At 69.8% G+C, this 24,104-nt stretch carries 22 protein-coding genes and 1 riboswitch; of the genes, 21 read left to right on the forward strand and 1 reads right to left on the reverse strand.

Going from position 1 to position 24,104, the window contains the following annotated elements; genetic code table 11:
* Positions 1-331: 331 nt before the first annotated feature.
* From AB0L60_RS31275 to AB0L60_RS31345, 15 genes are all read left to right on the forward strand, one after another.
* Positions 332-880 carry a flavin reductase family protein gene (locus AB0L60_RS31275; protein WP_364621241.1) on the forward strand — a complete coding sequence of 183 codons (549 nt, stop codon included), beginning with the start codon at positions 332-334 and terminating at the stop codon, positions 878-880.
* A 102-nt stretch (positions 881-982) separates the two neighbouring features.
* A riboswitch (SAM riboswitch) is annotated at positions 983-1,075 on the forward strand.
* 8 nt (positions 1,076-1,083) lie between these two features.
* A complete protein-coding gene (locus AB0L60_RS31280) occupies positions 1,084-1,977 on the forward strand; it encodes an amino acid ABC transporter permease (RefSeq protein WP_364621244.1) in 894 nt (297 codons plus the stop codon).
* Positions 1,977-2,741, forward strand: coding sequence for an amino acid ABC transporter ATP-binding protein (locus AB0L60_RS31285; protein WP_364621247.1), 765 nt, complete (start codon positions 1,977-1,979; stop codon positions 2,739-2,741). The genes AB0L60_RS31280 and AB0L60_RS31285 overlap by 1 nt, the downstream gene beginning before the upstream one ends.
* Positions 2,742-2,769: 28 nt before the next feature.
* Complete coding sequence (locus AB0L60_RS31290) at positions 2,770-3,747, forward strand: ABC transporter substrate-binding protein (protein WP_364621250.1); 978 nt, start codon at positions 2,770-2,772, stop codon at positions 3,745-3,747.
* Positions 3,744-4,262 (forward strand): GNAT family N-acetyltransferase, encoded by a 519-nt coding sequence (locus AB0L60_RS31295; protein WP_364621253.1) that lies wholly within the window; start codon positions 3,744-3,746, stop codon positions 4,260-4,262. The genes AB0L60_RS31290 and AB0L60_RS31295 overlap by 4 nt, the downstream gene beginning before the upstream one ends.
* Positions 4,259-5,329: an LLM class flavin-dependent oxidoreductase gene (locus tag AB0L60_RS31300; protein ID WP_364621255.1), complete on the forward strand. Its 1,071-nt coding sequence runs from the start codon at positions 4,259-4,261 to the stop codon at positions 5,327-5,329. Before AB0L60_RS31295 ends, AB0L60_RS31300 begins: the two co-directional genes overlap by 4 nt.
* Positions 5,326-6,960 (forward strand): ABC transporter substrate-binding protein, encoded by a 1,635-nt coding sequence (locus AB0L60_RS31305; RefSeq protein ID WP_364621258.1) that lies wholly within the window; start codon positions 5,326-5,328, stop codon positions 6,958-6,960. Before AB0L60_RS31300 ends, AB0L60_RS31305 begins: the two co-directional genes overlap by 4 nt.
* Positions 6,961-6,964: 4 nt before the next feature.
* The gene (locus AB0L60_RS31310; protein WP_364621260.1) at positions 6,965-7,924 is read left to right on the forward strand and encodes an ABC transporter permease; all 960 of its coding nucleotides are present in this window, start codon (positions 6,965-6,967) and stop codon (positions 7,922-7,924) included.
* On the forward strand, positions 7,917-8,078 hold the full coding sequence (locus tag AB0L60_RS31315; RefSeq protein ID WP_364621263.1) for a hypothetical protein: 162 nt from the start codon (positions 7,917-7,919) through the stop codon (positions 8,076-8,078). Before AB0L60_RS31310 ends, AB0L60_RS31315 begins: the two co-directional genes overlap by 8 nt.
* A 65-nt stretch (positions 8,079-8,143) precedes the next feature.
* On the forward strand, positions 8,144-9,013 hold the full coding sequence (locus tag AB0L60_RS31320; RefSeq protein ID WP_364621266.1) for an ABC transporter permease: 870 nt from the start codon (positions 8,144-8,146) through the stop codon (positions 9,011-9,013).
* Positions 9,010-10,635, forward strand: a complete 1,626-nt coding sequence (locus tag AB0L60_RS31325; protein WP_364621268.1) for an ABC transporter ATP-binding protein — start codon at positions 9,010-9,012, stop codon at positions 10,633-10,635. The genes AB0L60_RS31320 and AB0L60_RS31325 overlap by 4 nt, the downstream gene beginning before the upstream one ends.
* Positions 10,635-11,732, forward strand: coding sequence for an LLM class flavin-dependent oxidoreductase (locus AB0L60_RS31330; protein ID WP_364621271.1), 1,098 nt, complete (start codon positions 10,635-10,637; stop codon positions 11,730-11,732). Before AB0L60_RS31325 ends, AB0L60_RS31330 begins: the two co-directional genes overlap by 1 nt.
* A gap of 9 nt (positions 11,733-11,741) precedes the next feature.
* On the forward strand, positions 11,742-13,106 hold the full coding sequence (locus AB0L60_RS31335; protein WP_364621274.1) for an NtaA/DmoA family FMN-dependent monooxygenase: 1,365 nt from the start codon (positions 11,742-11,744) through the stop codon (positions 13,104-13,106).
* Positions 13,103-13,915 (forward strand): DUF1684 domain-containing protein, encoded by an 813-nt coding sequence (locus AB0L60_RS31340; RefSeq protein ID WP_364621277.1) that lies wholly within the window; start codon positions 13,103-13,105, stop codon positions 13,913-13,915. Before AB0L60_RS31335 ends, AB0L60_RS31340 begins: the two co-directional genes overlap by 4 nt.
* Entirely contained in the window at positions 13,912-15,048 is a 1,137-nt protein-coding gene (locus AB0L60_RS31345) for an LLM class flavin-dependent oxidoreductase (RefSeq protein WP_364621280.1), read from the forward strand. Before AB0L60_RS31340 ends, AB0L60_RS31345 begins: the two co-directional genes overlap by 4 nt.
* Before the next feature lie 185 nt (positions 15,049-15,233).
* On the opposite strand, the gene AB0L60_RS31350 is transcribed toward AB0L60_RS31345, so the two are convergent.
* On the reverse strand, positions 15,234-16,508 hold the full coding sequence (locus AB0L60_RS31350) for an ROK family protein (RefSeq protein ID WP_364621283.1): 1,275 nt from the start codon (positions 16,506-16,508) through the stop codon (positions 15,234-15,236).
* Between the two features lie 709 nt (positions 16,509-17,217).
* Here AB0L60_RS31350 and AB0L60_RS31355 point away from each other — a divergent pair.
* The 6 genes from AB0L60_RS31355 (at position 17,218) to AB0L60_RS31380 (ending at position 24,101) form a co-directional block, all read left to right on the forward strand.
* The gene (locus tag AB0L60_RS31355; protein ID WP_364621286.1) at positions 17,218-18,006 is read left to right on the forward strand and encodes a GntR family transcriptional regulator; all 789 of its coding nucleotides are present in this window, start codon (positions 17,218-17,220) and stop codon (positions 18,004-18,006) included.
* On the forward strand, positions 18,007-18,234 hold the full coding sequence (locus tag AB0L60_RS31360) for a ferredoxin family protein (protein ID WP_040853885.1): 228 nt from the start codon (positions 18,007-18,009) through the stop codon (positions 18,232-18,234). It abuts the gene before it with no gap.
* A 9-nt stretch (positions 18,235-18,243) separates the two neighbouring features.
* A complete protein-coding gene (locus tag AB0L60_RS31365) occupies positions 18,244-19,683 on the forward strand; it encodes an ABC transporter substrate-binding protein (RefSeq protein ID WP_364621290.1) in 1,440 nt (479 codons plus the stop codon).
* An 88-nt stretch (positions 19,684-19,771) separates the two neighbouring features.
* Positions 19,772-20,644 carry an ABC transporter permease gene (locus AB0L60_RS31370; RefSeq protein ID WP_364621292.1) on the forward strand — a complete coding sequence of 291 codons (873 nt, stop codon included), beginning with the start codon at positions 19,772-19,774 and terminating at the stop codon, positions 20,642-20,644.
* Positions 20,641-21,402: an ABC transporter ATP-binding protein gene (locus AB0L60_RS31375; protein WP_364621295.1), complete on the forward strand. Its 762-nt coding sequence runs from the start codon at positions 20,641-20,643 to the stop codon at positions 21,400-21,402. The genes AB0L60_RS31370 and AB0L60_RS31375 overlap by 4 nt, the downstream gene beginning before the upstream one ends.
* Positions 21,402-24,101 (forward strand): fumarate reductase/succinate dehydrogenase flavoprotein subunit, encoded by a 2,700-nt coding sequence (locus AB0L60_RS31380; protein ID WP_364621298.1) that lies wholly within the window; start codon positions 21,402-21,404, stop codon positions 24,099-24,101. Before AB0L60_RS31375 ends, AB0L60_RS31380 begins: the two co-directional genes overlap by 1 nt.
* Positions 24,102-24,104: the final 3 nt, after the last annotated feature.

Here is a 24,104-nt window from a genome sequence, read left to right on the forward strand (position 1 = left end):
AGCTGTTCGTGACCGCCCCGGTCGCCATCGCCGCCGCGATCCAGTACTTCTCCACCATCAACCAGCCGCACATCGCTCCCGCTCCGGCCAAGTAAGAGCGCGGTTATATAAGGGCGAGGGGCTCTATAGGCATCAGCAAATACCTCATCGGGACAGCCCGCTCGGCCGTATGGCCGGGCGGGCTGTCCATTTCAACTGTCATCACCACGCCAGTTCGGCGTCTGTCGGGCGGGGGTTTCGCATTGTCCCGCAACGGGACCGCGGCCGCCGACTTGCAATCGAGGTGAATGCAATGCTGTCGCGGCGCGTACGGCGGTGCTGAAGTGGGGTAATGGGCGAGCTGACCTCGATTCACGGCGCGGCTGCCGCGCTCACTCCGGTCGACGGGACCGATCTGCGGCGGACCTTTTCGCACTTTCCCAGCGGGGTGGTGGCCGTGTGCGCACGCATCGCCGGGACACCGTACGGCCTGGTGGCGAGCACCTTCGTGCCGGTCTCCCTGGACCCGCCGCTGGTGTCGATCTGCATTCAGTATTCGTCGGAGACCTGGCCGCGGCTGGAGCGGGCGAGCCGTTTGGGCCTGAGTCTGCTCAGCAGCGAGCAGGAGCCGGCGGCGCGCGGGCTGAGCTCGCGGCGGGGAGACCGCTTCCGCAATGTCGACCTGCACCCCGGGAACGGGAACGCGGCGTTCGTCGCCGGGGCGACGGCATGGCTGGAAACTTCGGTGCACGAACAGGTTCCGGCCGGTGATCACGCGGTGGTGCTGCTGCGGGTGCACCGACTCGGCACGCACCCCGATTCCGAGCCGCTGGTCTTCCACCGCAGCGGTTTCCGGGCCCTCTACGATCCGGCTCCGGAGCGCGACGAGGCCGCGGGCTGATTTTCCCTTTTCCACCGGAATTCCGGAAAACGACTGTCATGCAATTGAATTCACGTTGATCGGGACCGGCGACATACGCCGTCGGAATTCGTAGTGTCGTCTACACCATCCAGAGCGATCGAGAGACCCGGCTCGCAGACATCGCAGCAACCCCCGCGCACGTGGTGCGGGTGCTTCCGCCGGGACCGATGGAGGACGAATCCATGAGCACGCTGGCGGCGCCCACGCACACGGAGCCCGAAGCCGAACACCACGACGGGGATCTGCCGGTCGTCCGCGCCCGGCACCCGTGGCGCTGGGTCGCCGCGGCGATCGCGCTGGTGCTGGTCGCGCAATTCGCGCACGGGCTGATCACCAATCCGGGCTGGGACTGGGGGACCTTCGCGCAGTATGTCACCGCGAAGTCGGTGTTGTCGGCGCTGAAGGTGACGCTGGAGCTGACCTTCTGGGGCACGCTGCTGGGCTTCTTCCTCGGTGTCTGGCTGGCCGTGGGCCGGCTGTCGAAGAACCCGGTGCTGCAGGCGATCTCGTGGACCTATGTCTGGTTCTTCCGGTCGATCCCGCTGATCGTGCAGTTGCTGTTCTGGTTCAATCTGGCCTACCTGTACAAGACGCTGTCGCTGGGCATTCCGTTCGGGCCGGAGTTCGCGCGATTCCAGACCAATGGCGTGATCAGCGGATTCACCGCGGCCGTCATCGGTTTGGCGCTGCATCAGGCCGCGTATTCGGCGGAGATCATCCGGGCCGGGATCATCTCGGTCGACGAGGGCCAGTGGGAGGCGGCCCGGTCGCTGGGCCTGCCGTGGCGGCGGCAGTTCTTCACGATCGTGGCGCCCCAGGCCATGCGCGGAATTCTGCCGAATGCCGCCAATGAGGTGATCAGCCTTTTCAAGGGCACTTCGATCGTGTCGACCATGGCGATTGCCGAGCTGTTCTATCAGGTGCAGGTCATCTACGGCCGCAATGGCCGGGTGGTGCCGCTGCTCATGGTGGCCACGGTCTGGTACATCCTGCTGACCACCGTGCTGAGCGTCATTCAGTTCGCTGTCGAACGGCACTTCTCGAAGGGCCGTCGCTCGAAGGCCGGTGATCGGTGATGACCGAGTTCGCGATCGAATTGCGCGGCATCCGAAAGTCCTTCGGCGGCAATGAAGTGCTCTCGGGCATCGACTTGGCGGTGCGTCCCGGCGAGGTGACGGTGATCCTGGGCCCGTCGGGTTCGGGCAAGTCGACGCTGCTGCGCACCATCAACCACCTCGAGCAGGTGGACGGTGGCACCGTGCGGGTCGGCGGCGAGCTGGTCGGCTACCGGCGCAAGGGCGCCAAGCTGCACGAGCTGCACGAACGCGAGATCCTGCGGCAGCGGGCACGCATCGGATTCGTGTTCCAGAACTTCAATCTCTTTCCGCACCTGACGATTCGGGAGAATGTCGCGCTCGCGCCCGTGGCCGCCCAGCGACGCTCCAAGGCCGAGGTGAACGCCGAGGCGCTGGAGTTGCTGGCGCGGGTCGGCCTGGCGGACAAGGCGGACGAGTATCCGAGCCGGTTGTCGGGTGGGCAGCAGCAGCGCGTGGCCATCGCGCGGGCGCTGGCCCTGCGGCCGGAGGTGGTGCTGTTCGACGAGCCCACCTCCGCGCTGGATCCCGAGCTGGTCGGTGAAGTCCTCGATGTCATCAAAGATCTGGCGCGCGGTGGTTCGACCCTGGTGATCGTCACCCACGAGGTCGGTTTCGCTCGCGAGGTCGCCGACACCGTGGTGCTGATGGACGCCGGCCGCATCGTCGAGCAGGGTCCGCCCGCGCAGGTGCTGGACAACCCGTCGCACCCGCGCACCAAAGCCTTTCTCGCGCACGTCCTCTGACGTGTTCCCACTAGGTAAGGAAAAGCCCATGTCCCTGGCGAGCCGTCGCAGACGGACCAGAGTCCTGATCGCCGTCACACTGCTGAGTCTGCTGGCGGGCGGCTGTGGCAAGGGTGATGGCGGCACCAGCGACACGCGCAGCGTGAACGGCCTGACCTATGACCTGTCACCGGAGCAGCAGGGGCGTATTCACGCGGGCAAGGTGGATTCGATTGCCGCGCAGGTTCCGCAGGCCATTCGCGACCGCGGCACGCTGGTGGTCACCGGCACTGTCGGCGCGACGCCGCCGCTCGGCTTCTACGCCACCGATGATCGCACCGTCATCGGTTCCGAGGTGGATGTCGCCACGCTGGTCGCCGACATTCTCGGCCTGAAGCTGGAGCGCCGGAACGGGGACTGGTCACAGAACTTCGTGAAGATCGACTCGGGCGAGGTCGACCTGTTCGTCAGCAATGTCACGGTGACCGAGGAGCGCAAGGAGAAGTACGACTTCGCCACCTACCGCAAGGACACTATCGCCCTGGAGGTGCCGAAGGATTCGACCTGGACCTATCAGGACCGGAAGTCGCTGGCGGGCAAGAAGATCGGCGTCGGCTCCGGCACCAATCAGGAGCAGCTGCTGGTCGCCTGGAACGATCGGAACGTGGCCGAGGGGCTGCCCAGACTGGAACTCGCCTACTACCAGCAACCCTCGGACTACTACCTGGCGCTGTCCTCCGGCCGGATCGACGGCTATGTGGGCCCCAACCCGGCGGCGCAGTATCACTCCGCGACGACCGGCAACAAGGTGCTCACCACCTGGTCTGGAGCGGGAGACGCACTGCAGGCCGAGATCGCGGCACTCACCCGCAAGGACAACGGGCTCATCGGCCCCGTGCAGCAGGCCATCCAGTACGCCATCGACCACGGGACCTACAAACAGGTCCTCGACCGCTGGGGCCTGGGTGACGAGGCCGTGCAGCAGTCGCGGATCAATCCGCCCGGACTACCCAAGAAGAAGGGATGAGCGTGTCGCGCACCGTATTCCACGTCGCCCAGCACGATCCGCTGGCCGCGCCGCTGCTGGCGGAGCTGGCCATCGAATACAGCAGCCGCTACGGCCGTACCCCGGGTGAGGTGCACGCGGATCTGACCGGCTATTCGGCCAGTCATTTCGCGCCGCCGGACGGCGATCTGCTGATCGTGGTGGAGGACGGCGAACCGGTGGCGGGCGGCGCCTTCCAGCGCTTCGACGCGGAAACCGCGGAGCTGAAACGGATCTGGACGTCGAGCGCGCACCGCCGCCGGGGGCTGGGCCGGTTCGTGCTGGAGCAGCTGGAGGCCGAGATCGCCCGGCGCGGCTACCGGCGCATCTACCTGACCACCGGTCCGCGTCAGCCGGAGGCCGTCGCGCTGTACACGGCCGCGGGCTACACCGCGCTGCCGCGCGACATCGTGAAGGAGGTCGGGCACGTGCACCCGTTCGAGAAGTACGTCGCCGCCGGCCGGCGTTCCGGCGACACCGAGGCGGTCCCGGCATGAAATTCCTGCTCCTGACCCTGATCACGCACACCCCGGACCCGGTGACCGGTACTGCCGAGACGCCCCGCCAGCGGTTGCGCCGCGTGGTCGACAGCGCCCGGCTGGCCGAGGATCTCGGATACGACGGCTTCGCGGTGGGGGAGCGGCACGAGGATCCGTTCATCTCCGCCGCCCCGCCGGTGGTGCTGAGCCACATCGCCGCGGTCACCTCGCGCCTGGCCCTGTTCACCGGTGTCACCACGCTGAGCCTGCTGGATCCGGTGCGCGCGTTCGAGGACTACTCCACCCTGGACAACCTCTCCGACGGGCGCTTGGAACTGATCATCGGCAAGGGCAATGGCGCGGCGCAGGCCAAGCTGTTCCACGTCACCACCGATGACCAGTGGGATCGCAATCGCGAGGGCTACGAGCTGTTCCGCAAGCTCTGGGACAGCGACAGCGTGACCTGGTCCGGCCGCTTCCGGCCGGCGCTCACCGAGGCCAAGGCGCTGCCCCGGCCGCTGCAACCGCGGCTGCGCATCTGGCACGGCAGCGCGACCAGCCGGGAATCCGCGGATTACGCGGCGCTCCATGGGGATCCGCTGTTCTCGGCGAATGTCACCTATCCGATCGAGCCGTACGCCGAACTGGTGGACCACTACCGGGAACGCTGGGCGGCCTATGGGCACGATCCGGCCGAGGCGCTGGTAGGCGCGGGTACCGCGGGGTTTCTGGTGACCCGGACGTCGCAGCAGGCCGTGGACCTGTATCGGCCCGTCTTCGAGGCCCGTCAGGCCGTGGCCCGGAAGTTCGGCGTACCCATCGTCTTCGAGACGGTGGAGGACTTCGTCGAACGCTCCTCCGCGCTCATCGGCAGCCCGGAACAGGTGCTGGACAAGGTGAGCCGCTATCACGAGCGGTTCGGCCACGAGGTGATCCACCTGAGCGCCGACGCCGACGGCCGCACCGAGGCTCAGCATCGCGAGAGCCTCGAGCTGTTCCAGGCCGAGGTCGCATCCGAACTGCGCCACCGCATTCCGAGCCGCCCGCTGGGCGGCGATCGCTACCCGTCCGGAGACCCCGCATGAATCACCCCTTCGCCGCCCGCGCGACCCGTCCCCTGGCGCTCGCGGGCGCGCTGGCCGCCACCCTCGCGCTGACCGCGTGCGGTGGCGGCGGTACCGCCGGCGGCAATGGCGAGCCGTCGGGCCCGCCGCAGTCCGGCGGCACCTTGCGCTACGGTCTGTCGTCGGCCCCGACCTGCTCGGATCCCGCGCAGTCGGCGACGAATCAGACCATCTACGTGACCCGGCAGATCGTCGACTCGCTGGTCGATCAGGACCCGGAATCCGGTGCGCTGAAGCCGTGGCTGGCGGACACCTGGACCGTCTCGGCGGACGCCAAGTCGTTCACCTTCCATCTGAAGGACGGGATCACCTTCAGCGACGGCACGCCGCTCACCGCGGACTCGGTGCGCAAGAACTTCGATTCCATCGTCGCCCTCGGTGGGGCCAAGGCGCCCCTGGGCGCGAGCTACCTGGTCGGGTACACCGGCAGTACGGTGGTGGATCCGCGCACGGTACGGGTGGACTTCGCGGCGCCGAATGCCCAGTTCCTGCAGGCGACGTCGACGCCGCAACTGGGGATCCAGTCCGATGCCACGGTCGCCCGGCCCGCCGACGACCGCTGCCTGGGCACGAATATCGGCAGCGGCCCGTTCGCCTACGCGGAGTGGAAGCAGAACGCCTCGGCAACGCTTGCCAAGCGCACCGGATACACCTGGGGCTCGACGGTTTTCGCCACCCAGGGTGAGGCGCACCTGGACAAGATCGTCTTCACCGTGGTCCCGGAGTCCGGAGTCCGCACCGGCAGTCTCGCCTCCGGTCAGCTCGACGCCATCAGTGACGCACTGCCGCAGGACGTTTCGCAGATCGAGGCGGGTAGCGGCCGGGTGCAATTCACTCCCAATCCGGGCGTGCCGTTCGGGCTCCAGGTGAATGTCACCCGCGGACCGCTGCGGGACCCGGCGGTGCGGGCCGCGTTGTTGCCCGCCATCAACCGCAAGGAACTGGTGGATACCGTGCTGGGCCCGCAGTTCAAGACGGCCACCAGCGTGCTCGCCTCGAAAACGCCGGGCTATGTGGATCTTTCATCCCGCGTGAAGTACGACCCGGACGCGGCGAAGAAGCTCCTCGACCAGGCCGGATGGGTGCCCGGCGCGGACGGGATCCGGGTCAAGGACGGCCAGCGGCTCGCCGCGGGCGTCATCTTCTCCGCGGTCTTCGCGGGTAATCAGGCCATCCTCGAACTGACCCAGCAGCAATTGAAGGCGGTCGGATTCGATCTTCGCCTGGAGCCGCTGTCGGTGGCGGAATCGAATGTGCGCCAGAACAACAAGGACTTCGACTTCGACTACTACAACTCCACCCGTGCCGACGGCGACATCCTGCGCACCACCTTCGCGGTGGACCAGCGCAACCTGAACGCCCGCGGCCCGGCCGAGCCGCTGGACTCCCTGCTCGCCCAGCAGTTGTCGGCCACCGACCCGGCCGCGCGGGCCCGCATCATCGGCGACGCCCAGTCGGCGGTGCTGGATCAGGGCCTGTGGATTCCGACCGTCGAACTGTCCCAGGCCATCGGCGTGGGCAAGGGCGTGGCCGGGGTGAAGTTCGAGGCATCGGCCCGGTTGCAGTTCCACGACACCTGGCTGCAGCGGTAATTCCATGGGCCGCTACGTGATCGGACGGGCACTTCAGGCGGTAGGCGTGCTGTGGGCGGCGTTCACGCTGTCGTTCGTGGTGCTGTACCTGCTGCCGGGCGATCCGGTGGAGATAGCCGCCAATACCGCCACCGGCACCCCCGTGGACGCGGCGGCCATCGCGGAGATGCGGGCCAGATACGGCCTGGACCAACCGCTCTGGACGCAGTACTGGACGGCGCTCACCCACGCGGTGCGCGGTGACCTGGGCCATTCCATCTTCAGCGGCCAGACCGTCGCCCGCGCCGTGGCCGAGGCGCTGCCCTCGACCCTGGCGCTGGCCGGGCTCGGCCTGCTGCTGGCGGTGCTCGGCGGCACCGGCCTCGCCCTGGCCGCCGCCTACACCGAGCGGCCCTGGATGCGCGGATTGCTCACCGCGCTGCCGCCGATCGGGGCTTCCATGCCCGGTTTCTGGGTGGGATTGCTTTTGCTGCAGCTGTTCTCGTTCCGGCTACGGCTGGTGCCCGCGCTCGGCGGGACCGGGTTCAGCGGCACCATCCTGCCCGCTGTCACCATCGCCATCCCGGTCGGTGCGGTGATCGCCCAGGTGCTCTACAGCAGCCTGATCGCCACCTGGCGGCAGCCGTTCGTGGCGGTCGCCTTCGCCAAGGGCGCGTCGCGCTGGTGGGTGCAGCTGCGTCACGTGCTGCGGCCCGCCGCGACCCCCGCGTTCACGGTGGCGGGCCTGTGGGTCGGCCAGGTGCTGGCGGGGTCGGTCGTCACCGAGACCGTGTTCTCCCGGCCGGGACTGGGCCGCCTCACCCAGGAATCGGTGCTGAACCAGGACATTCCGGTGGTGCAGGGCATCGTCGTGTTCGCCGCGCTGGTCTTCGTCACGGTCAACCTCCTCATCGATCTCGCCTATCCACTCTTGGATCCCCGTGTGGCACACCGGGATACCCGCAAGGAGCGCGCCCATGTCTGACCTCCTGCCCGCTCACCTGGTCCGGAACCTGCGCGACCACCTGCGCGTCCCCTCCGGCCCGCGCTCCCGGCTGCGAGTCATCACCCTGACCCACCCGCTGCTGGATCCGGGCATCGCCTACTGGGTCGGAGAAGAGGAGGCGTCCGATGCGTGAGCATCTGGTGCCGCGACCGGCACCCGCGGCGAGTCGGCGGTCGTGCGGGGGGAGGTGGCCCGATCATGTCTGACGCTGTGGCGGTGTCGGATACGCCCTCGCTGTCGATCGTCCCGGTGCGGCGCGCCGTGGCGTGGCTGCGGGGGAATCTCGGGCTGGTGGCGGCGAGTGCCGTGGTGCTCCTGGTGCTGGCGTGGGCGGTCGCGCCGGCGGTGTTCGCCGGTAGTGATCCCCTGCACGGCGTGCCGGCGCAGAAGCTGCGCGGGCCCAGCGCCGGGCACTGGTTCGGGACCGACAATCTCGGCCGGGACCTGTACGCACGCGTGGTGCACGGAACCGGTCTCTCGGTGAGCGCGACCGTGTTCGCGGTGCTGCTCGGGCTGATCGCGGGATCGCTACTGGGGTTGGTGGCGGGCACGGCGGGCGGCGCGGTGGACACGGCGATCATGCGGGTGGTCGACGTGTTGCTGTCCATACCGGATCTGCTCGTCGCGCTCGCCATGATCACCGTGCTGGGGCTGGGCACCCGCAATGTGGCCATCGCCGTGGGTGTTTCGCTCATCGCCCGGTTCGCGCGGGTGATGCGGGGCGAGGTGCTGCGGGTGCGGCGGACCCCGTATGTGGAGGCCGCCTTCGCCTCCGGGGTGCGCTGGCACACGGTGCTGTTCCGTCATGTGCTGCGCAATGCCTACGGTCCGGTGGCGGCGCTGGCGGCGGTGGACTTCGGGGTCGCGGTGCTGTTCGTGGCCTCGCTGAGCTTCCTCGGCTACGGCGCGGTGCCGCCGACCCCGGAATGGGGGTCGCTGGTGTCCGACGGCCGCGGGTTCCTGGCCACCGCGTGGTGGCTGACGACCATGCCCGGGCTGGTGATCGTCGTGCTGGTGCTGTCCACCCAGCGCATTGCCCGCGCACTGCAGAAGGACGGTGTCCGATGACCGATCTGCTGTTGAGCATCGAGGGGCTGCAGGTCGAATACCGGGGCAGTACCGGGACGACGGCTGCCGTGCGCGGCGTCTCGCTGGAGGTGCGGCGCGGTGAGACGGTCGCGCTGGTGGGCGAATCCGGTTCGGGCAAGTCGACTCTCGCGCACGCGGTGATCGGGCTGCTGAACGGCGGCCGGATCACGGCGGGTGCGATCGGCTTCGCCGGGGAGCGCCTCGAGCACGCCTCGCAACGGGCGCTGCAGCGGATCCGGGGTGCGCGCATCGGCCTGGTCCCCCAGGACCCGGGTACCTCGCTGAATCCGGTGCTGCGCATCGGCGATCAGGTGGGTGAGGTGTTGCGTATTCACGGCCGGGCGGATCGCCGCACCGCCCGGCACGAGGCGGTGCGGATTCTGGAGCAGGCCGGGCTGGATAGGCCGGAGGTGCGGGCCGGGCAATATCCCCAGGACCTGTCCGGCGGCCAGCGCCAGCGCGTGCTGATCGGCATCGCTCTGGCCTGTGGCCCCGAACTGGTGATCGCCGACGAGCCGACCAGCGCTCTCGACGTCACCGTGCAGCGCCGCATTCTCGACCACCTCGCGCAGCGCACCGCGGAATCTGGTACGGCGGTCCTGCTCATCACCCACGACCTGGCGGTGGCCGCCGAACGCGCGGACCGCATCGCGGTCATGCAGAACGGACTGATCATCGAAACGGGCACGGCGGCAGAGGTACTCGGCAATCCACAGCACGAGTACACGAAGCGATTGATCGCCGCCGCCCCCACCCTCGACCTGGATCAGCATCCGCGACCTGTCCGCGAGCCCGCGACACCGCTGGTGTCGGCGACCGGGCTGCGCAAATCCTTCCGTGTCACCAGGGACTTCACGGTCACCGCGGTCGACGACGTCTCCTTGGAGATCAATCGCGGCGAAACCCTGGCCGTGGTCGGCGAATCCGGTTCGGGCAAGTCCACCACCGCCCGCATCATCGCCCGGCTGGCCACACCGGACGCGGGCACCGTCACCTTCGACGGGCAGGACATCACCGCGCTGAAGGGTGCCGGGCTGCGTGCGCTCCGCCGCCGCATTCAGGTCGTCTATCAGAACCCGTACGTGTCGCTGAACCCCAAGCTGAGTATCGGCACGATCGTGTCGGAACCCCTGCAGGCGTTCGGAATCGGCGATCGCCGGTCCCGTCGCGCGACGGCCGCCGAACTCCTGGACCAGGTCGCGCTGCCGGCCGCCTACCTGGATCGCCGCCCCGCCGAACTCTCCGGCGGCCAGCGGCAGCGCGTCGCCATCGCCCGCGCTCTGGCCCTGCGTCCGGACCTGCTCGTCCTCGACGAACCGGTGTCGGCCCTGGACGTCTCGGTGCAGGCCCAGATCCTGGATCTGCTCGAACGGCTGCAGACCGACCTGGACCTGGCCTACCTGTTCATCTCCCATGACCTGGCCGTCGTCCGCCGCCTGGCCGATCGCGTGGCCGTCATGCGCCAGGGGTGTGTGGTCGAAACCGCCACCACGGCGGAGCTTTTCGGCAATCCACAGAACGACTACACCCGCGAGCTGCTCGCGGCCGTCCCCGGGGCGACCCCGTCCGAGGTCCCCCTTCCGCTCGAAAGGACAGCCTGATGCCGCATCTCCCTCCGCTGCTGCTGGGCCTGGAACTGTCCGGCACCGGCGTGCACCCGGCCTCCTGGCGGCGCGCCGACTCCCGCGCCGAGGACCTCTTCGATGCCCGCTACTGGGTGGGCGTGCTGCGGGCCGCCGAGGACGCGGGCCTCGATCTCGCGTTCCTGCCCGATGGATTCACCCTGCAACCGGCGGGTGCGATCGGCCGTCTGGACGCTGTGGCGGTGGCCGCGCGCGCCGCCGCGCAGACCCGGCGCATCGGCCTGATCCCACAGGCGTCGGTCACCCACACCGAGCCCTTCCACCTCTCCAAAGCCATTGCCAGCCTGGACTTCGCCACGAAGGGCCGGGCGGGCTGGGAGGTCACGGTCTCGGCGGGGGAGGCGGCCCTGTTCGGCCGCAAACCGGAGCAGGACGACCGCTCCCGCTGGCGGGAGGCGGACGAGGCCATCGAGGTGGTGTCGCGGCTGTGGGACAGCTGGGAGGACGATGCCGAGATCCGCGATACGTCCACCGGCCGCTTCATCGACCGCGACAAACTGCACTACATCGACTTCACCGGTGAGCATTTCTCGGTGAAGGGCCCGTCGATCACCCCGCGTCCGCCGCAGGGCCAGCCGCTGGTGGCGGTGCGCGCGGCCGATCCGCACAGCACCCGGGTGGCCGTGCATCGCGCCGACCTGATCCGCATTGCCGCACCGGATCTCGCGACCGCCGCCGCCACCCGCTCGGAACTGCGCTCCGCGGTCGCCGCCGCCGGGCGTGACCCCAACCGGGTCCGGGTGCTGCTCGATATCGACGTCCAGCTGGCGGACACCGTGGAGGCGGCTGCCGCCGCCGTCGCCCAGCTGGAGGACTGGATCGCCACCCCGGCTCCGGTGACGGTATTCCACATCGGCACCACCGCCGAACTCCGCGACCTGCTGCGCGGCGTCGAAAGCGACTGCGCGGCGGACGGTGTGGTGCTGCGCCCGCTGGCGCTGGCCGCCACCCTGCCGCACCTGCCCGCTCTCACCCCGACCCTGCGCGCGCGTCTGGGCCTGCCGCGTCCGGCCGGCCGCTACGCCGGTGGCGCGCACATCGCCGCCCACGCCTGAGGAGCCATCATGCCGGATCAGCGGATACGCAAGCAGATTCACCTGGCCGCCCACTTCCCGGGCGTCAACCACCACACCGTCTGGACCGACCCGGACTCGGGCAGCCAGATCGACTTCGACTCCTTCGTGCACCTGGCGCGCACCGCCGAGCGCGGGCTGTTCGACTTCTTCTTCCTGGCCGAGGGTCTGCGCCTGCGCGAACACCGCGACCGCATCCACGACCTGGACGTGGTGGGCCGGCCCGACACCTTCACGGTGCTCAATGCGCTGGCCGCGGTCACCGACCGGCTCGGCCTGGCCGGAACCATCAACACCACGTACAACGAACCCTTCGAGCTGGCAAAGCAATTCGGGACGCTGGACCACCTGTCCGGCGGGCGCGCCGCCTGGAACGCGGTGACCTCCTTGGACGCCTTCACCGGCGAGAACTTCCGGCGCGGCGGCTATCTGGAGCACGCCAAGCGCTACACCCGCGCGCACGAGGTGGTCGACGCCACCCGCGCGCTGTGGGACAGCTGGCCCGCCGACGCCCTCGTGATCGACCGGGAGCGCGGGTTTTTCGCCCGGCCGGTGCCCGAGGTGCACTTCAGCAGCGATCAGTTCGAGATCGACGGCCGGTTCGTGCTGCCGCGCAGTCCGCAGGGCCATCCGGTGCAGATCCAGGCCGGCGACTCCGACGAGGGCCGCGAATTCGCCGCCGCCAAGGCCGATGTCATCTTCAGCGCGCACGGCGAGCTCGAGGACGGGCAGCGGTTCTACCGGGATGTGAAGGACCGGCTCGCCAAGTACGGCCGCGGTCGCGACGATCTGAAGATCCTGCCCGCGGCCGGGTTCGTGCTCGGTGACACCGCGGCCGACGCGGCCGAACGCGCCGACCACATCCGCCGGCAGCAGGTGACGCCGCAGACCGCCATCGCCTTCCTCGAACAGGTCTGGGGCCGTGACCTTTCCGCCTACGACCCGGACGGCCCGCTGCCGGACATCGATCCGGCCGAGGATGTGGACATCACCCGCGGCAGGGTCCGGCACGCTCGCGATCCGCGCGCCGTCGCCGAGGCATGGCGGGCCAGGGCCGAGGCCGAGCGGCTCTCCATTCGCGAGCTCATCATCGCGACCACCGCCCGCCAGCAGTTCGTGGGCACTCCCCGGCAGGTGGCCGCCGAGATCGACCACTACGTCCAGTCCGATGCCGCCGACGGCTTCGTGCTGGTCCCGCATCTCACACCGACCGGTCTCGACGAGTTCGTCGACAAGGTCGTCCCGGAACTGCAGTCCCTGGGCAGCTTCCGCACCGAGTACACCGGCGAGACCCTGCGTGACCACCTGGGTCTGCGCCACCCCCACCACGGCACCGAAGGAGTCCGCGTCTCATGACCGCCACCGCCACCGAATTCGACCAGCAGTGGGCCGCGTTCCGCGCCGAACGAGCCGCCTGGGCCCGCCAACCGCTGGGCTGGCTCAGCCTGACCGGCCTGCACTGGCTCGGCGAGCACGACGAGACCGTCGACGGCCTGCCCGGTCGCTGGCGCGCCGACGGCGAGAACGTCCATGTGACAGTGGCATCCGAGGAGGCCGGGCAGCTGCTGCTGAACGGCGCGGCACTCGCCGGTTCGGCGGTGCTCACCCCGGGCGAGGGCGCCCCGGGGCTCGAAGTCCGCACCGGTGACCGTGTCATCGAGGTGATCCGCCGGACCGGTCAGTTCGCGCTGCGTGTCCACGATCCGGCGTCGCCGGCCCTGGCGGCCTTCACCGAGATCCCGGTCTACCGGCCGGATCCGGCCTGGGTCGTGACCGGCCGGTTCGAACCCTTCGAGGTGGCCCGGGTGGTCACCACGGGTGCGGTGGTCGAGGGCCTCGAACACCACCACACCGCCACCGGAACGGTGACCGTCGAACTGGCCGGTGAGCCGCGGAAACTCGTCGTCTTCGGCAACCAGACGCGCGGCCTGCACGTGCTCTTCACCGACGCCACCAGCGGCGTCACCACCTACGGCGGCGTGCGGCGGCTGGATCTGTCCCGGCCCGCCGCCGACGGCACCGTGGTCCTCGACTTCAATCGCGCGGTCAATCTGCCCTGCGCGTTCACCGACTACGCCACCTGCCCGGTCGCCCCGGCCGAGAACCGGCTCCCGCTGGCCGTCGAAGCGGGCGAACAGGATCCGCGGAAGGAGCACGCCGCATGACCATTCCGCTATCCGTCCTGGACCTGGCCCCCATCAGCGCGGGCTCCACGCCGCAGCAGGCGGTGCGCAACAGTATCGACCTGGCCCAGCAGGCCGAACGGCTCGGCTACCACCGGTTCTGGGTCGCCGAGCATCACTTCGTGAAGGTGGCGGGCGCCGCGCCGACCACGCTGATCGGATTGATCGCCGCCGCAACCGAATCCATTCGGGTCGGGTCGGCGGCCGTACAGCTCGGGCACCACACCTCGATCTCGGTGGTGGAGGCCTTCGGCACCATCGACGCCCTCTACCCGGGCCGCCTGGATCTGGGGCTGGGGCGCTCAGGTCACCGTGCGGACCAGGTGCGGTCGGCGGGTGTGCCGCCGGTGCCCGCGCCGGATCGCCCCACCGAGGTTCGCGACGGCGTGGTCATCCCGCCCCCGTTCTTCCCCGGCCAGCTGCTCGATTTCTCCAGGGTGCGAGCGGGTTTGGGCGCACTGCACCTGCCGGGCGCGCAACCGCTGCCCTACACCGAGCAGATCGCGGAGATTCTCGCGCTGCTCGACGGCACCTATGTCACGCCCGACGGCGTCGAGCTGCACGCCGTCCCAGGCGAGGGAGCCGACGTGCAGCCCTGGCTGTTCGGCAGCAGCGGTGGTGAAAGCGCCCAGCTGGCAGGGCGATTGGGGCTGCCGTTCGCGGCGAACTATCACGTCTCGCCGGGCACCGTCGTGGAGACCGTCGAGGCCTACCGCGCGGCCTTCCGCCCGTCCGCCCGCTTCCCTCGCCCGTACCTGGTGGTCTCCGCCGATGTGGTGGTCGCCGCGGACGACGCCACCGCCCAGCACCTGGCCGCCACCTACGGCCACTGGGTCTACAGCATTCGCAGCGGTGCGGGCGCGGCGGAATACCTCGATCCCGACACCGCGCCGCCACTGTCCGACCAGCAGCGCCGCCTGGTCGACGACCGGGTCACCACCCAGTTCGTCGGCTCCCCGGCCACCGTCGCCGAACGCCTGCGCGCCCTGCAGCGGCTCACCGGGGCGGACGAAATCCTGGTCACCAGCGTGACTTTCGACCATGAGAACCGGGTGAACTCCCACCGCCTGCTGGCTCGCGAGTGGGGACTGTCCCCGCAGGTGCGCGCCGCCTGAGACCACCGCCGCCCGCCCGGAAGGGGACTCCGGGGCGGGCGGTGGGGAAACCCGCAGTGCGCGCAAGGGCCTCGCGTGCTTGCGGGACCGGGGGTCGGGCCGGGCCGTGGACCGTCCGGCCCGACCTCCTTCGGCCACAAGGAAATCCCCGCCGGACGCACCGGCGGGGATTTCGTCGTATCGGGCTAGCGGGCCCGGGTGGCCCGGCGCATGGCCGACAGCGGATCGGCGTAGAACACGCTCACCGACGTCACCGCCGCCGCGAATTCCTGCACCCGTCCGCCGAATCGGCTGATCCGCAGATCCGCCGCGGGCAGGGCGGTCGACTCCGCGAAGGACTTGGCGACCCGCTCCATGCCGGGCCGCCAGCCGGTGAACGCCTGACCGCCCAGCACCACCCGGTCCGGATTGAACATGTCGCGCACCAGAGCCGCGGTGCGGCCCAGGATTTCGGCCCGCTCGACGAGCAGGTCACGGGCGGCGGCATTGCCCGAGTCCGCGGCCCGGTACAGATCGGTGATCGCCGGGCGGCGCGGGGCCTCCGGCTTGGGCAGCACGCCCTTGCGCACCGCGCGCTCCAGCAGGGCGCGCTCACCGATGGCGGCCTCCAAGCAGCCGCGCCGGCCGCAGGTGCAATCCACGTCCGAGCCGGTCGGCAGGTGCGCGATCGAGCCGGGGCCGTTGGCGGGCGTGTGCACCCGATCGTGCAATGTCACTGCCACACCGGCGGTTTCGCGGGCGTAGACGAACAGGCTGCTGCCCGGTCGCGACTCCTCACCCGGCTCGCGCGGGGTGAGCAGCAGCTCCGCAGCCGCCATCGCCTCGACGTGCGCGGACACCGAGACCGGCAGATCCAGCACGCTGCTGAAGACCGCCGCCACCGGCGCGGCCTGCCAGCCCAGGCGGGGATGGTCCACCACGCCCGCGGCGGGATCCACCCGCCCGGCCAGCGCCACGCCGGTCCACAGCGGCCGCCGCCGCGGCAGCCGGTCCAGGAACGCCTTGGCGCTGCGGGCCACTATGGTCAGCGCCGCGTCCTGACCCGTTTGGGGCGTGGCGATTTCGAGTCCGCCCAGAATGCGGCCGGACAGGTCCGCGGCCACGATGCGGGTGACGGTGAAGCCGATGTGCACACCCAGCGTCACGTAGGTGTCGGTGTCGACCTCGAACGGCACTCGCGGGCGGCCCACCGCGCCGGACGCGGTCAGATCGGCGCGCTCGCGCAGCAGTCCGGCCGAAAGCAGCGCGGAAACTTGGCGATTCACGGTGGCGATGCTCAGACCCGTGGCCTGTGCGGCGATATCGCGGAAGATGGGTCCGCGGGTGGCGGCGCGCAGTACGGCGGCCGCCGGATTGTCGGTGATGCGCAGCTCCGGCGGCACCGCCGGGCGGGCCGGAGCCAGCCGTGCGGCCGCGGTGGAGACGGCGGTATGGGGACGTTCGAGCGTGGGGCTGGACATTTTTCGCAATCCTTGCTGCGGTCCCGCCTGCCGACAGGGGGACGAATGCCTACATGGAGGAATCAGCGGTGCAGCGAGGAACCCGGATCCGGGTGGGCGGTGATGCTTGAACGATCCGGGTCAGAACTCGGCTGCGCGACGGCAGGGACAACACAGTTCCCGTTGCCGCGGCAGCCGAACGCCCAGCGCGATGGTCACGTAGGTGACCCGCGGCGCGGAGAGAGGGCGACTGGCAGACATAGGATCAAAGTATCATTCCGATCACGACGAACGGAAGGTGCGCGCGTCCGTCCCGGCAGCCCCGGGCCTGTCGGCCCGCCTCGGCTGCAAACCCTCCGAACAACCTGCCGTACGGCCGAATCTTTTGTACCGGTTGATATTTCACGCCACCGACCCGATCGTGCGGAGCCGATGGAAAATGTGGCGCACGCCACGTCGCCGTCCCGCATCTCGAGAAAGCGGGCCTGTCCCGACCCCACTCCGGATCCGGGTCCGGTGCACGCATTCCGCTCAGCGTGATTCCAAGTCCCCCAACCCGGGTCACGGTGGCGCAATAGCTCGAATCACCGGCATTTCGGCAGGCCGCGCGCACGGCCGGGCGGCGTAGAAACGCACCGCCCGCGCGGCCCTCCGGTGCGTGCCCCGGTGCCCTCCCGCATCGCCTCTACAGTTCTGAAACCACAGGTCAAAGGCGTTGAGAGGAGTCGAGGTGTCGCCGGAACCGGTACCGCTGCGCGCACCCCTGCGCCGGGCCGATCGTGCCCGTCAGGTGGCGGATGTGCTGCGTCAGCAGATCCACGCGGGCGCGTTCGAGGGGGCGCTGTCCCCGGAGCACGAGCTGGCCGCCGAATTCGCGGTGTCGCGGAACACGATTCGCGACGCCCTCACCCTGCTCAAGGACGAGGGCCTGATCGAACGCGCCCCGAAGATCGGCACCCATGTCGCCCAGCGCAAATACAACCATGGACTCGACGCCCTGCTCGGTCTGAAGGAGACGCTGCGCGGGCACGGCGAGGTCCGCAATGAGGTGCGTGCGGCCCGGCGGCTCCTGCCGCCGCCCGCGGTCGCCCGCAGGCTGCGGCTCGAACCCGGCGAACAGGCTGTGTATATCGAGCGCCTGCGATACCTCGGCGACCTGCCGCTGAGCCTGGACCTCACCTATCTGGTCCCCGATATCGGGGACGAGGTCGTCACCCGCGATCTCGAGAGCAATGACGTCTTCGCCCTCATCGAGCAGATCAGCGGCGGCCCACTCGGATCCGCCGATCTCGCGCTCGAGGCCATCACCGCCGACGCCCACTCGGCCATGACCCTGCAGATGCCGGAGGGCGGCGCGCTGCTGCTGCTCGAGCGGCTCACCAAACTCGAGGACGGCCGCCCGGTCGACCTGGAGTACATCCGCATGCGCGGAGACCGGATCACCATGCGCGGCAGCCTGATCCGGCCACCGGAGCGCGCACCGGGTACCGAAGCGGACACCGACTGGAGGTTGATCTAGATGGCTGTGGTCGAGCACCGGGCCGACGTGCCCGTGACCATCGACGAATCGCTGTGCATCCAGGGCTGCACGCTGTGCGTGGAGATCTGCCCGCTGGACTCGCTGGCGATCAACCCGGACAACGGCAAGGCGTACATGCACGTCGACGAGTGCTGGTACTGCGGCCCCTGCGCGGCCCGCTGTCCCACCGGCGCCGTCACCGTCAACATGCCCTACCTGCTGCGTTGAGGAAAACCCATGCTGTCGACCCTTCGTGAGAACCGCCCCGCTCTGGCCGCTCTGGCCGCCGCCCTCGCCCTGACCGCGTCCGGCTGCTCGCTCGCGAGCACCGGCGACGGTGACACCGTCAAGGTCGTCATCGGCTACCAGTCCAAGACCATCAACACCGTCACGGCCGGAACCCTGTTGAAGGCCAAGGGCTTTCTGGACCAGCGCCTGAACACCCTGAGCGCCTCGGGCGGCAAGAAGTACGCGGTGGAGTGGCAGGACTACGACACCGGCGCGCCCATCACCGCGCAGATGGTGGCCGAGAAGATCGACATCGGCTCGATGGGCGACTATCCGCTGCTCATCAATGGCTCCCGCACCCAGGCGAGCGAGCGATCGAAGACCGAGCTGGTCTCGATCACCGGCTACAACCCCAAGGGCGCGCTCAACATGGTGGTGGTCGCGCCCGACTCCAAGGCGCGATCCCTGAACGACCTGGCCGGTCAGAAGATCTCGGCCAGCGTGGGCTCCGCCGGGCACGGCACCCTGGTGCAGGCGCTGACCCGCGCGGGCATCGACCCCAAGTCCGGGGTCGAGGTGCTCAATCAGCAGCCCCAGATCGGGTCCTCCGCACTGGAATCCGGGCAGGTGGCGGCGCTGTCCCAGTTCGTGGCCTGGCCCGGGCTGCTGGTCTTCCAGAACAAGGCCAGGCTGCTCTACGACGGCGCGGAACTGAACGTCCCGACCTTCCACGGCGTGGTCGCCCGCCGCGACTACGCCGCGCAGCATCCCGAGGTGCTCGATGCCTTCCTGCAGGCCCAGCTGGACGCCACCGATTTCATCCACCAGCACCCCCTGGAAGCGGCGCAGGTGGTCGCCGACAACGCCGGGCTGGCCCCGGAGGTCGTGTATCTGTACAACGGGCCGGGCGGAACCTCCTTCGACACCACGCTGAAGCCCTCGCTCATCGCCGCGTTCAAAGGTGATGTGCCGTACCTGAAGTCGATCGGCGACTTCGCCGATCTCGACATCGACAGGTTCGTCGACCCGGCCGCGCTGAAGCAGGCGTTCGCGGAGCGGGGGCTGAACTACGACGCGGAACTGGCGCGCACCACCAACCCCGCGCCCGTCGCCGGCACCGATCCGGTGGCCGGCCGGGCTGCCGACAATCCGGCGCTGGCCGGCGAGATCTGGCTCACCGGCCAGGACGTCACCCAGCCCGCCGCCGACCCCACCAGCCTGCTCCGCGCGGTCAAACAGGCGCGGGCACAGGGGAAGACGGTCCGCGCCGCCTACGTGCCGGATGCCGAACTCGGCACCCGCTGGTTCGCCGACAAGGCGCTGTGGGTCCGGGACGGGAACACCTACCTGCCTTTCACGACCGCACCGGCCGTCCAGCGCTATCTGGGCGGACACCCGTCGGCTGTGACGGTGTCCTACGACCAGGCCGTCAGCGAGGTCCGGCCGTGAGCGCCCGGCCGCGGAACGACGTGATCCCGGGTCGGCGGCGATCGGCCGAAGCAGGCCGAAGCACCCGGTGGCGCAACGGTGTTGGACGATGACCGCGTCCGCGGCGGTAGCGGCCCGTCCGGCGTCGCCAGCGGCCGCACCCGTCCGGGCGGTGGGCGCGGCCGGCTCCGAATCCGGCCGGACGGTATGGCGGTCGCGCCTGGTGCGCGCGCTGTCCGTGCTGGCCGCGGTGGGTGTCTGGCAGTTTCTGACCGCCTCCCACCTCCGGCTCTGGGTACGGTTCGACACCCTGCCGACGGTGACGCAGATCGTGCGGGCGTTTCAGCATCAACTGGGGACCGAAACCTACTATCTCGATCTGGGGCAGTCGCTCATCCGAATCCTCACCGGATTCGGGTTGGCGGCCGTGGCCGGGGTGGCATCCGGTGTGGCGCTGGGGCGTTCGCGGTGGATCGCCGACACGCTGGGGCCGCTCACCGAGCTGGCCCGGCCGATTCCGGCCATCGCCATCGTGCCGGTCGCCATTCTGATGTTCCCCGACGACGAGGCGGGAATCGTGTTCATCACCTTTCTGGCCGCGTACTTCCCCGTCATGGTCGCCACCCGGCACGCGGTGCGCGCGCTGCCGGTCATCTGGGAGGAATCGGTGCGGACGCAGGGCGGGACGCGCTGGGACGTGCTGTGGCGAGTCGTGCTGCCGGGCAGCCTGCCCGGCGTCTTCGGCGGACTGTCGACCGGCATCGGCGTGGCCTGGATCTGCGTGGTCTCGGCCGAGATGATCTCGGGCCGGCTGGGCGTCGGCTACCGCACCTGGCAGGCGTACACCATCGTCGACTACCCGGGCGTCTTCGTCGGCATCATCACCATCGGCGTGCTCGGCTACACCACCTCCGCCGCTGTGGAACTGCTCGGGCGACGCGTCACGCACTGGCTGCCCCGAGGTGAGGAGTCCGTGAAATGAGCACCGGCGGAATCGATCTGACTCTGGACCGGGTCGGGCTGTCGTACACGGGCGCGCCGGTGATCAGCGACCTGTCACTGACGGTGCGACCGGGCGAGATCCTGATCCTCACCGGACCCTCCGGCTGCGGGAAGTCCACGGTGCTGCGCGCCCTGGCGGGCCTGCTGCGGCCGGACACCGGCCGGGTACTGGCCGACGGGCTCGAGGTGATCGGCACCGATCGCGACCGCGCCGTCGTCTTCCAGGACAATGCCCTGCTGCCCTGGAAGTCAGTGCGCGCCAATATCGAACTGGCCCTGAAACTCCGGGGCGAACCCCGGGCCGGACGACGCGCGCTGGCCGACCGCTGGATCGCCGAGATCGGGCTCACCGGCTTCGCCGACTTCCTGCCCAAATCGCTGTCCGGCGGCATGCGCCAGCGCGTACAGCTGGCCCGCGGACTGGCGGGCGCGCCCCGCGCGGTCATGATGGACGAGCCCTTCGGCGCGCTGGACGCCCAGACCCGGAACACCATGCAGCGCCTGCTGATCGACACCTGGCGCGAGCATCCCGCCACCCTCGTCTTCGTCACCCACGACGTGGACGAGGCACTGCTGCTGGGCGACCGCATCGCGGTGCTCGGCCGCGCCGGTGAACCCCTGCGCGCGCTGCTGGAGGTCCCGCGCCCGCGCGAAACCGGGGTCGACCGCAGCGCGCTACGCACCGACATCATTGCCGCCCTGGATCATTCGGGCGACCTCACGGAGGCAACGAAGTAATGGACATCCCCGATCTCGCCGACACCACCCGCCTCGACTGCGACGTGCTGGTGATCGGCGGCGGCACCGCCGGCACCATGGCCGCGCTCACCGCCGCCGAAGCGGGCGCGAACGTACTGCTGCTGGAGAAGGCGCACGTCCGCCACTCCGGCGCGCTGGCCATGGGCATGGACGGCGTCAACAATGCGGTCATCCCCGGCAAGGCCGAACCCGAGGACTACGTCGCCGAGATCACCCGCGCCAATGACGGCATCGTCAACCAGCGCACCATCTATCAGACCGCCACCCGCGGCTTCGCCATGGTGCAGCGGCTGGAGCGCTACGGCGTGAAGTTCGAGAAGGATGCCTACGGCGAATACGCCGTGCGCCGGGTGCACCGGTCCGGGTCGTACGTGCTGCCCATGCCGGAGGGCAAGGACGTGAAGAAGGCGCTGTACCGCGTGCTGCGGCAGCGGAAGATGCGCGAGCGCATCAGAATCGAGAACCGGCTGATGCCCGTCCGGGTGCTCACCGAGAACGGGCGTGCCGTCGGCGCGGCCGCCTTGAACACGCGCACCGGTGAATTCGTCGCGGTCGGCGCGAAGGCCGTCATCCTGGCCACCGGCCCGTGCGGCCGCCTCGGGCTGCCCGCCTCCGGGTACCTCTACGGCACCTACGAGAACCCCACCAACGCCGGTGACGGCTACGCCATGGCCTACCACGCGGGCGCGGAGCTCTCGGGTATCGAATGCTTCCAGATCAACCCGCTCATCAAGGATTACAACGGCCCGGCCTGCGCGTATGTGGCCAATCCGTTCGGCGGGTACCAGGTGAACGCGCTCGGCGAGCGCTTCGTGGACTCCGACTACTGGTCCGGCCAGATGATGTCCGAGGTGAAGCGGGAGATCGAATCCGCCCGCGGCCCCATCTATCTCAAGGTCTCACACCTGCCAGAGGAGACCCTCGACGCCCTCGAGGGCATCCTGCACACCACCGAACGCCCCACCCGCGGCACCTTCCACGCCAACCGCGGCCACGACTACCGCACCCACGACATCGAGATGCACATCTCCGAAATCGGTTTGTGCAGCGGGCATTCCGCCTCCGGCGTCTGGGTCGACGAACACGCCCGCACCACCGTGCCCGGCCTCTACGCCGCCGGTGACCTGGCCTGCGTCCCGCACAACTACATGATCGGCGCGTTCGTCTATGGCGACCTGGCCGGCGCGCACGCCGCGTCCACCCTGAGCGAGCTCACCGCTCCCGGCGAGCTGCCCGCCGCCCAGCTCGCCGCCGCCCACGAACTCGTCTACCGCCCGCTGCGCAATCCCGACGGTCCGCCGCAGCAGCAGGTCGAATACAAGCTGCGGCGGTTCGTGAACGACTATGTGGCCCCGCCCAAGACGGCCACCAAGCTCTCCCTCGCCATCGAGACCTTCGATCGCATGCTGGACGACCTCACCGCCATGGGCGCGCGCACCCCGCACGAGCTCATGCGCTGCGCCGAGGTCACCTTCATTCGCGACTGCGCCGATATGGCCGCCCGGTCCTCACTCACCCGCACCGAATCCCGCTGGGGCCTCTACCACGAGCGCGCCGACCTGCCGGAACGCGACGACGTCGAATGGCGGTACCACCTCAACCTGCGCAAGACCGCCGACGGCCGGATGGAATTCCTGAAGCGGCCGGTCGCACCGTATTTCGTTCCGGTGCCCGGGCTGGACGATCTGCCCGGCACCGACGACTCCGTCGTCCCGGTGGACCAGCCCGCCCTCATCGGCACGCCGCCCAACCTCGGGGCGCAGGTGCGCTCGCACGCACCGGCCGTGGGCACCGTGACGAAAGACGTTGTGGCACCGCGGATCGCGCTACTGCTGAGCCTGGACGCACCCGGTACCCAGGAGTTGCTGCCGTTCCTCTCCGATGCGGATCCCCGGGTCCGCGCCACCGCCCTGGCGGTCCTCACCGAGCACACGCCGGACGGCTTCGCCGAGCAACTGATCGCGGCGCTCGCGGACGAGGACGCGGAAGTGCGCTCGGCCGCCGTGTCCGGACTGCGGGAACTCGCCGAAATCCTGCCCGCCGCGACGGGTCTCGCGCGACATGTCGACTCCCCCGACCCGATCGTGCGCGCCGCGGTGGTGGACCTGCTGCGCGCCCTGCGGTCCGGCTCGGCGGAGCTCTTCGCCAAGGCCGCCGTCGACGCCGACCACCGCGTCCGCATCCAGGCCGTGCACGCCCTGGTCTCCCTCGACGACTGGACCGCCCTGACCGCCGCCGCCCACGACGACAATCGCGAGGTCAGGATTGCCGCCGCGCGCGGTCTGGCCACCATTGGTCTCGGCGGCGCCGACACCGTCCGCGCGCTCACCACGGACCGTGACCCACTGGTCCGCGCGGCCGCGTTCACCGCGCTGTCGCGACTGGGCGCCGACTCCGACGCCGCGGCACTGACCGCCGCACTGGGTGATTCGGCATGGCAGATCCGGGAGGGGGCGGCGCGCGGCCTGGCCGCGGTCGGACCGGATCGAGCGGTCGAACCACTGAGCCGGGCTCTCGGCGATATCCATCCCGACATCCGCAAGGCCGCGGTGCTGACCCTCAGCACCTGGCCGGAATCCGCCGCCGCCCTGGCCGCCCTCGAATCCGCCCGCGCGGACAGCGATGCCGATGTGCGCGCCTACGCCCGGCGCGCGCTGGCGGTGCACGCCGGCGGCTAGACC

Origin of the sequence: Nocardia sp. NPDC051981, from assembly GCF_040680715.1 — a bacterium.
Lineage (GTDB): Bacteria > Actinomycetota > Actinomycetes > Mycobacteriales > Mycobacteriaceae > Nocardia.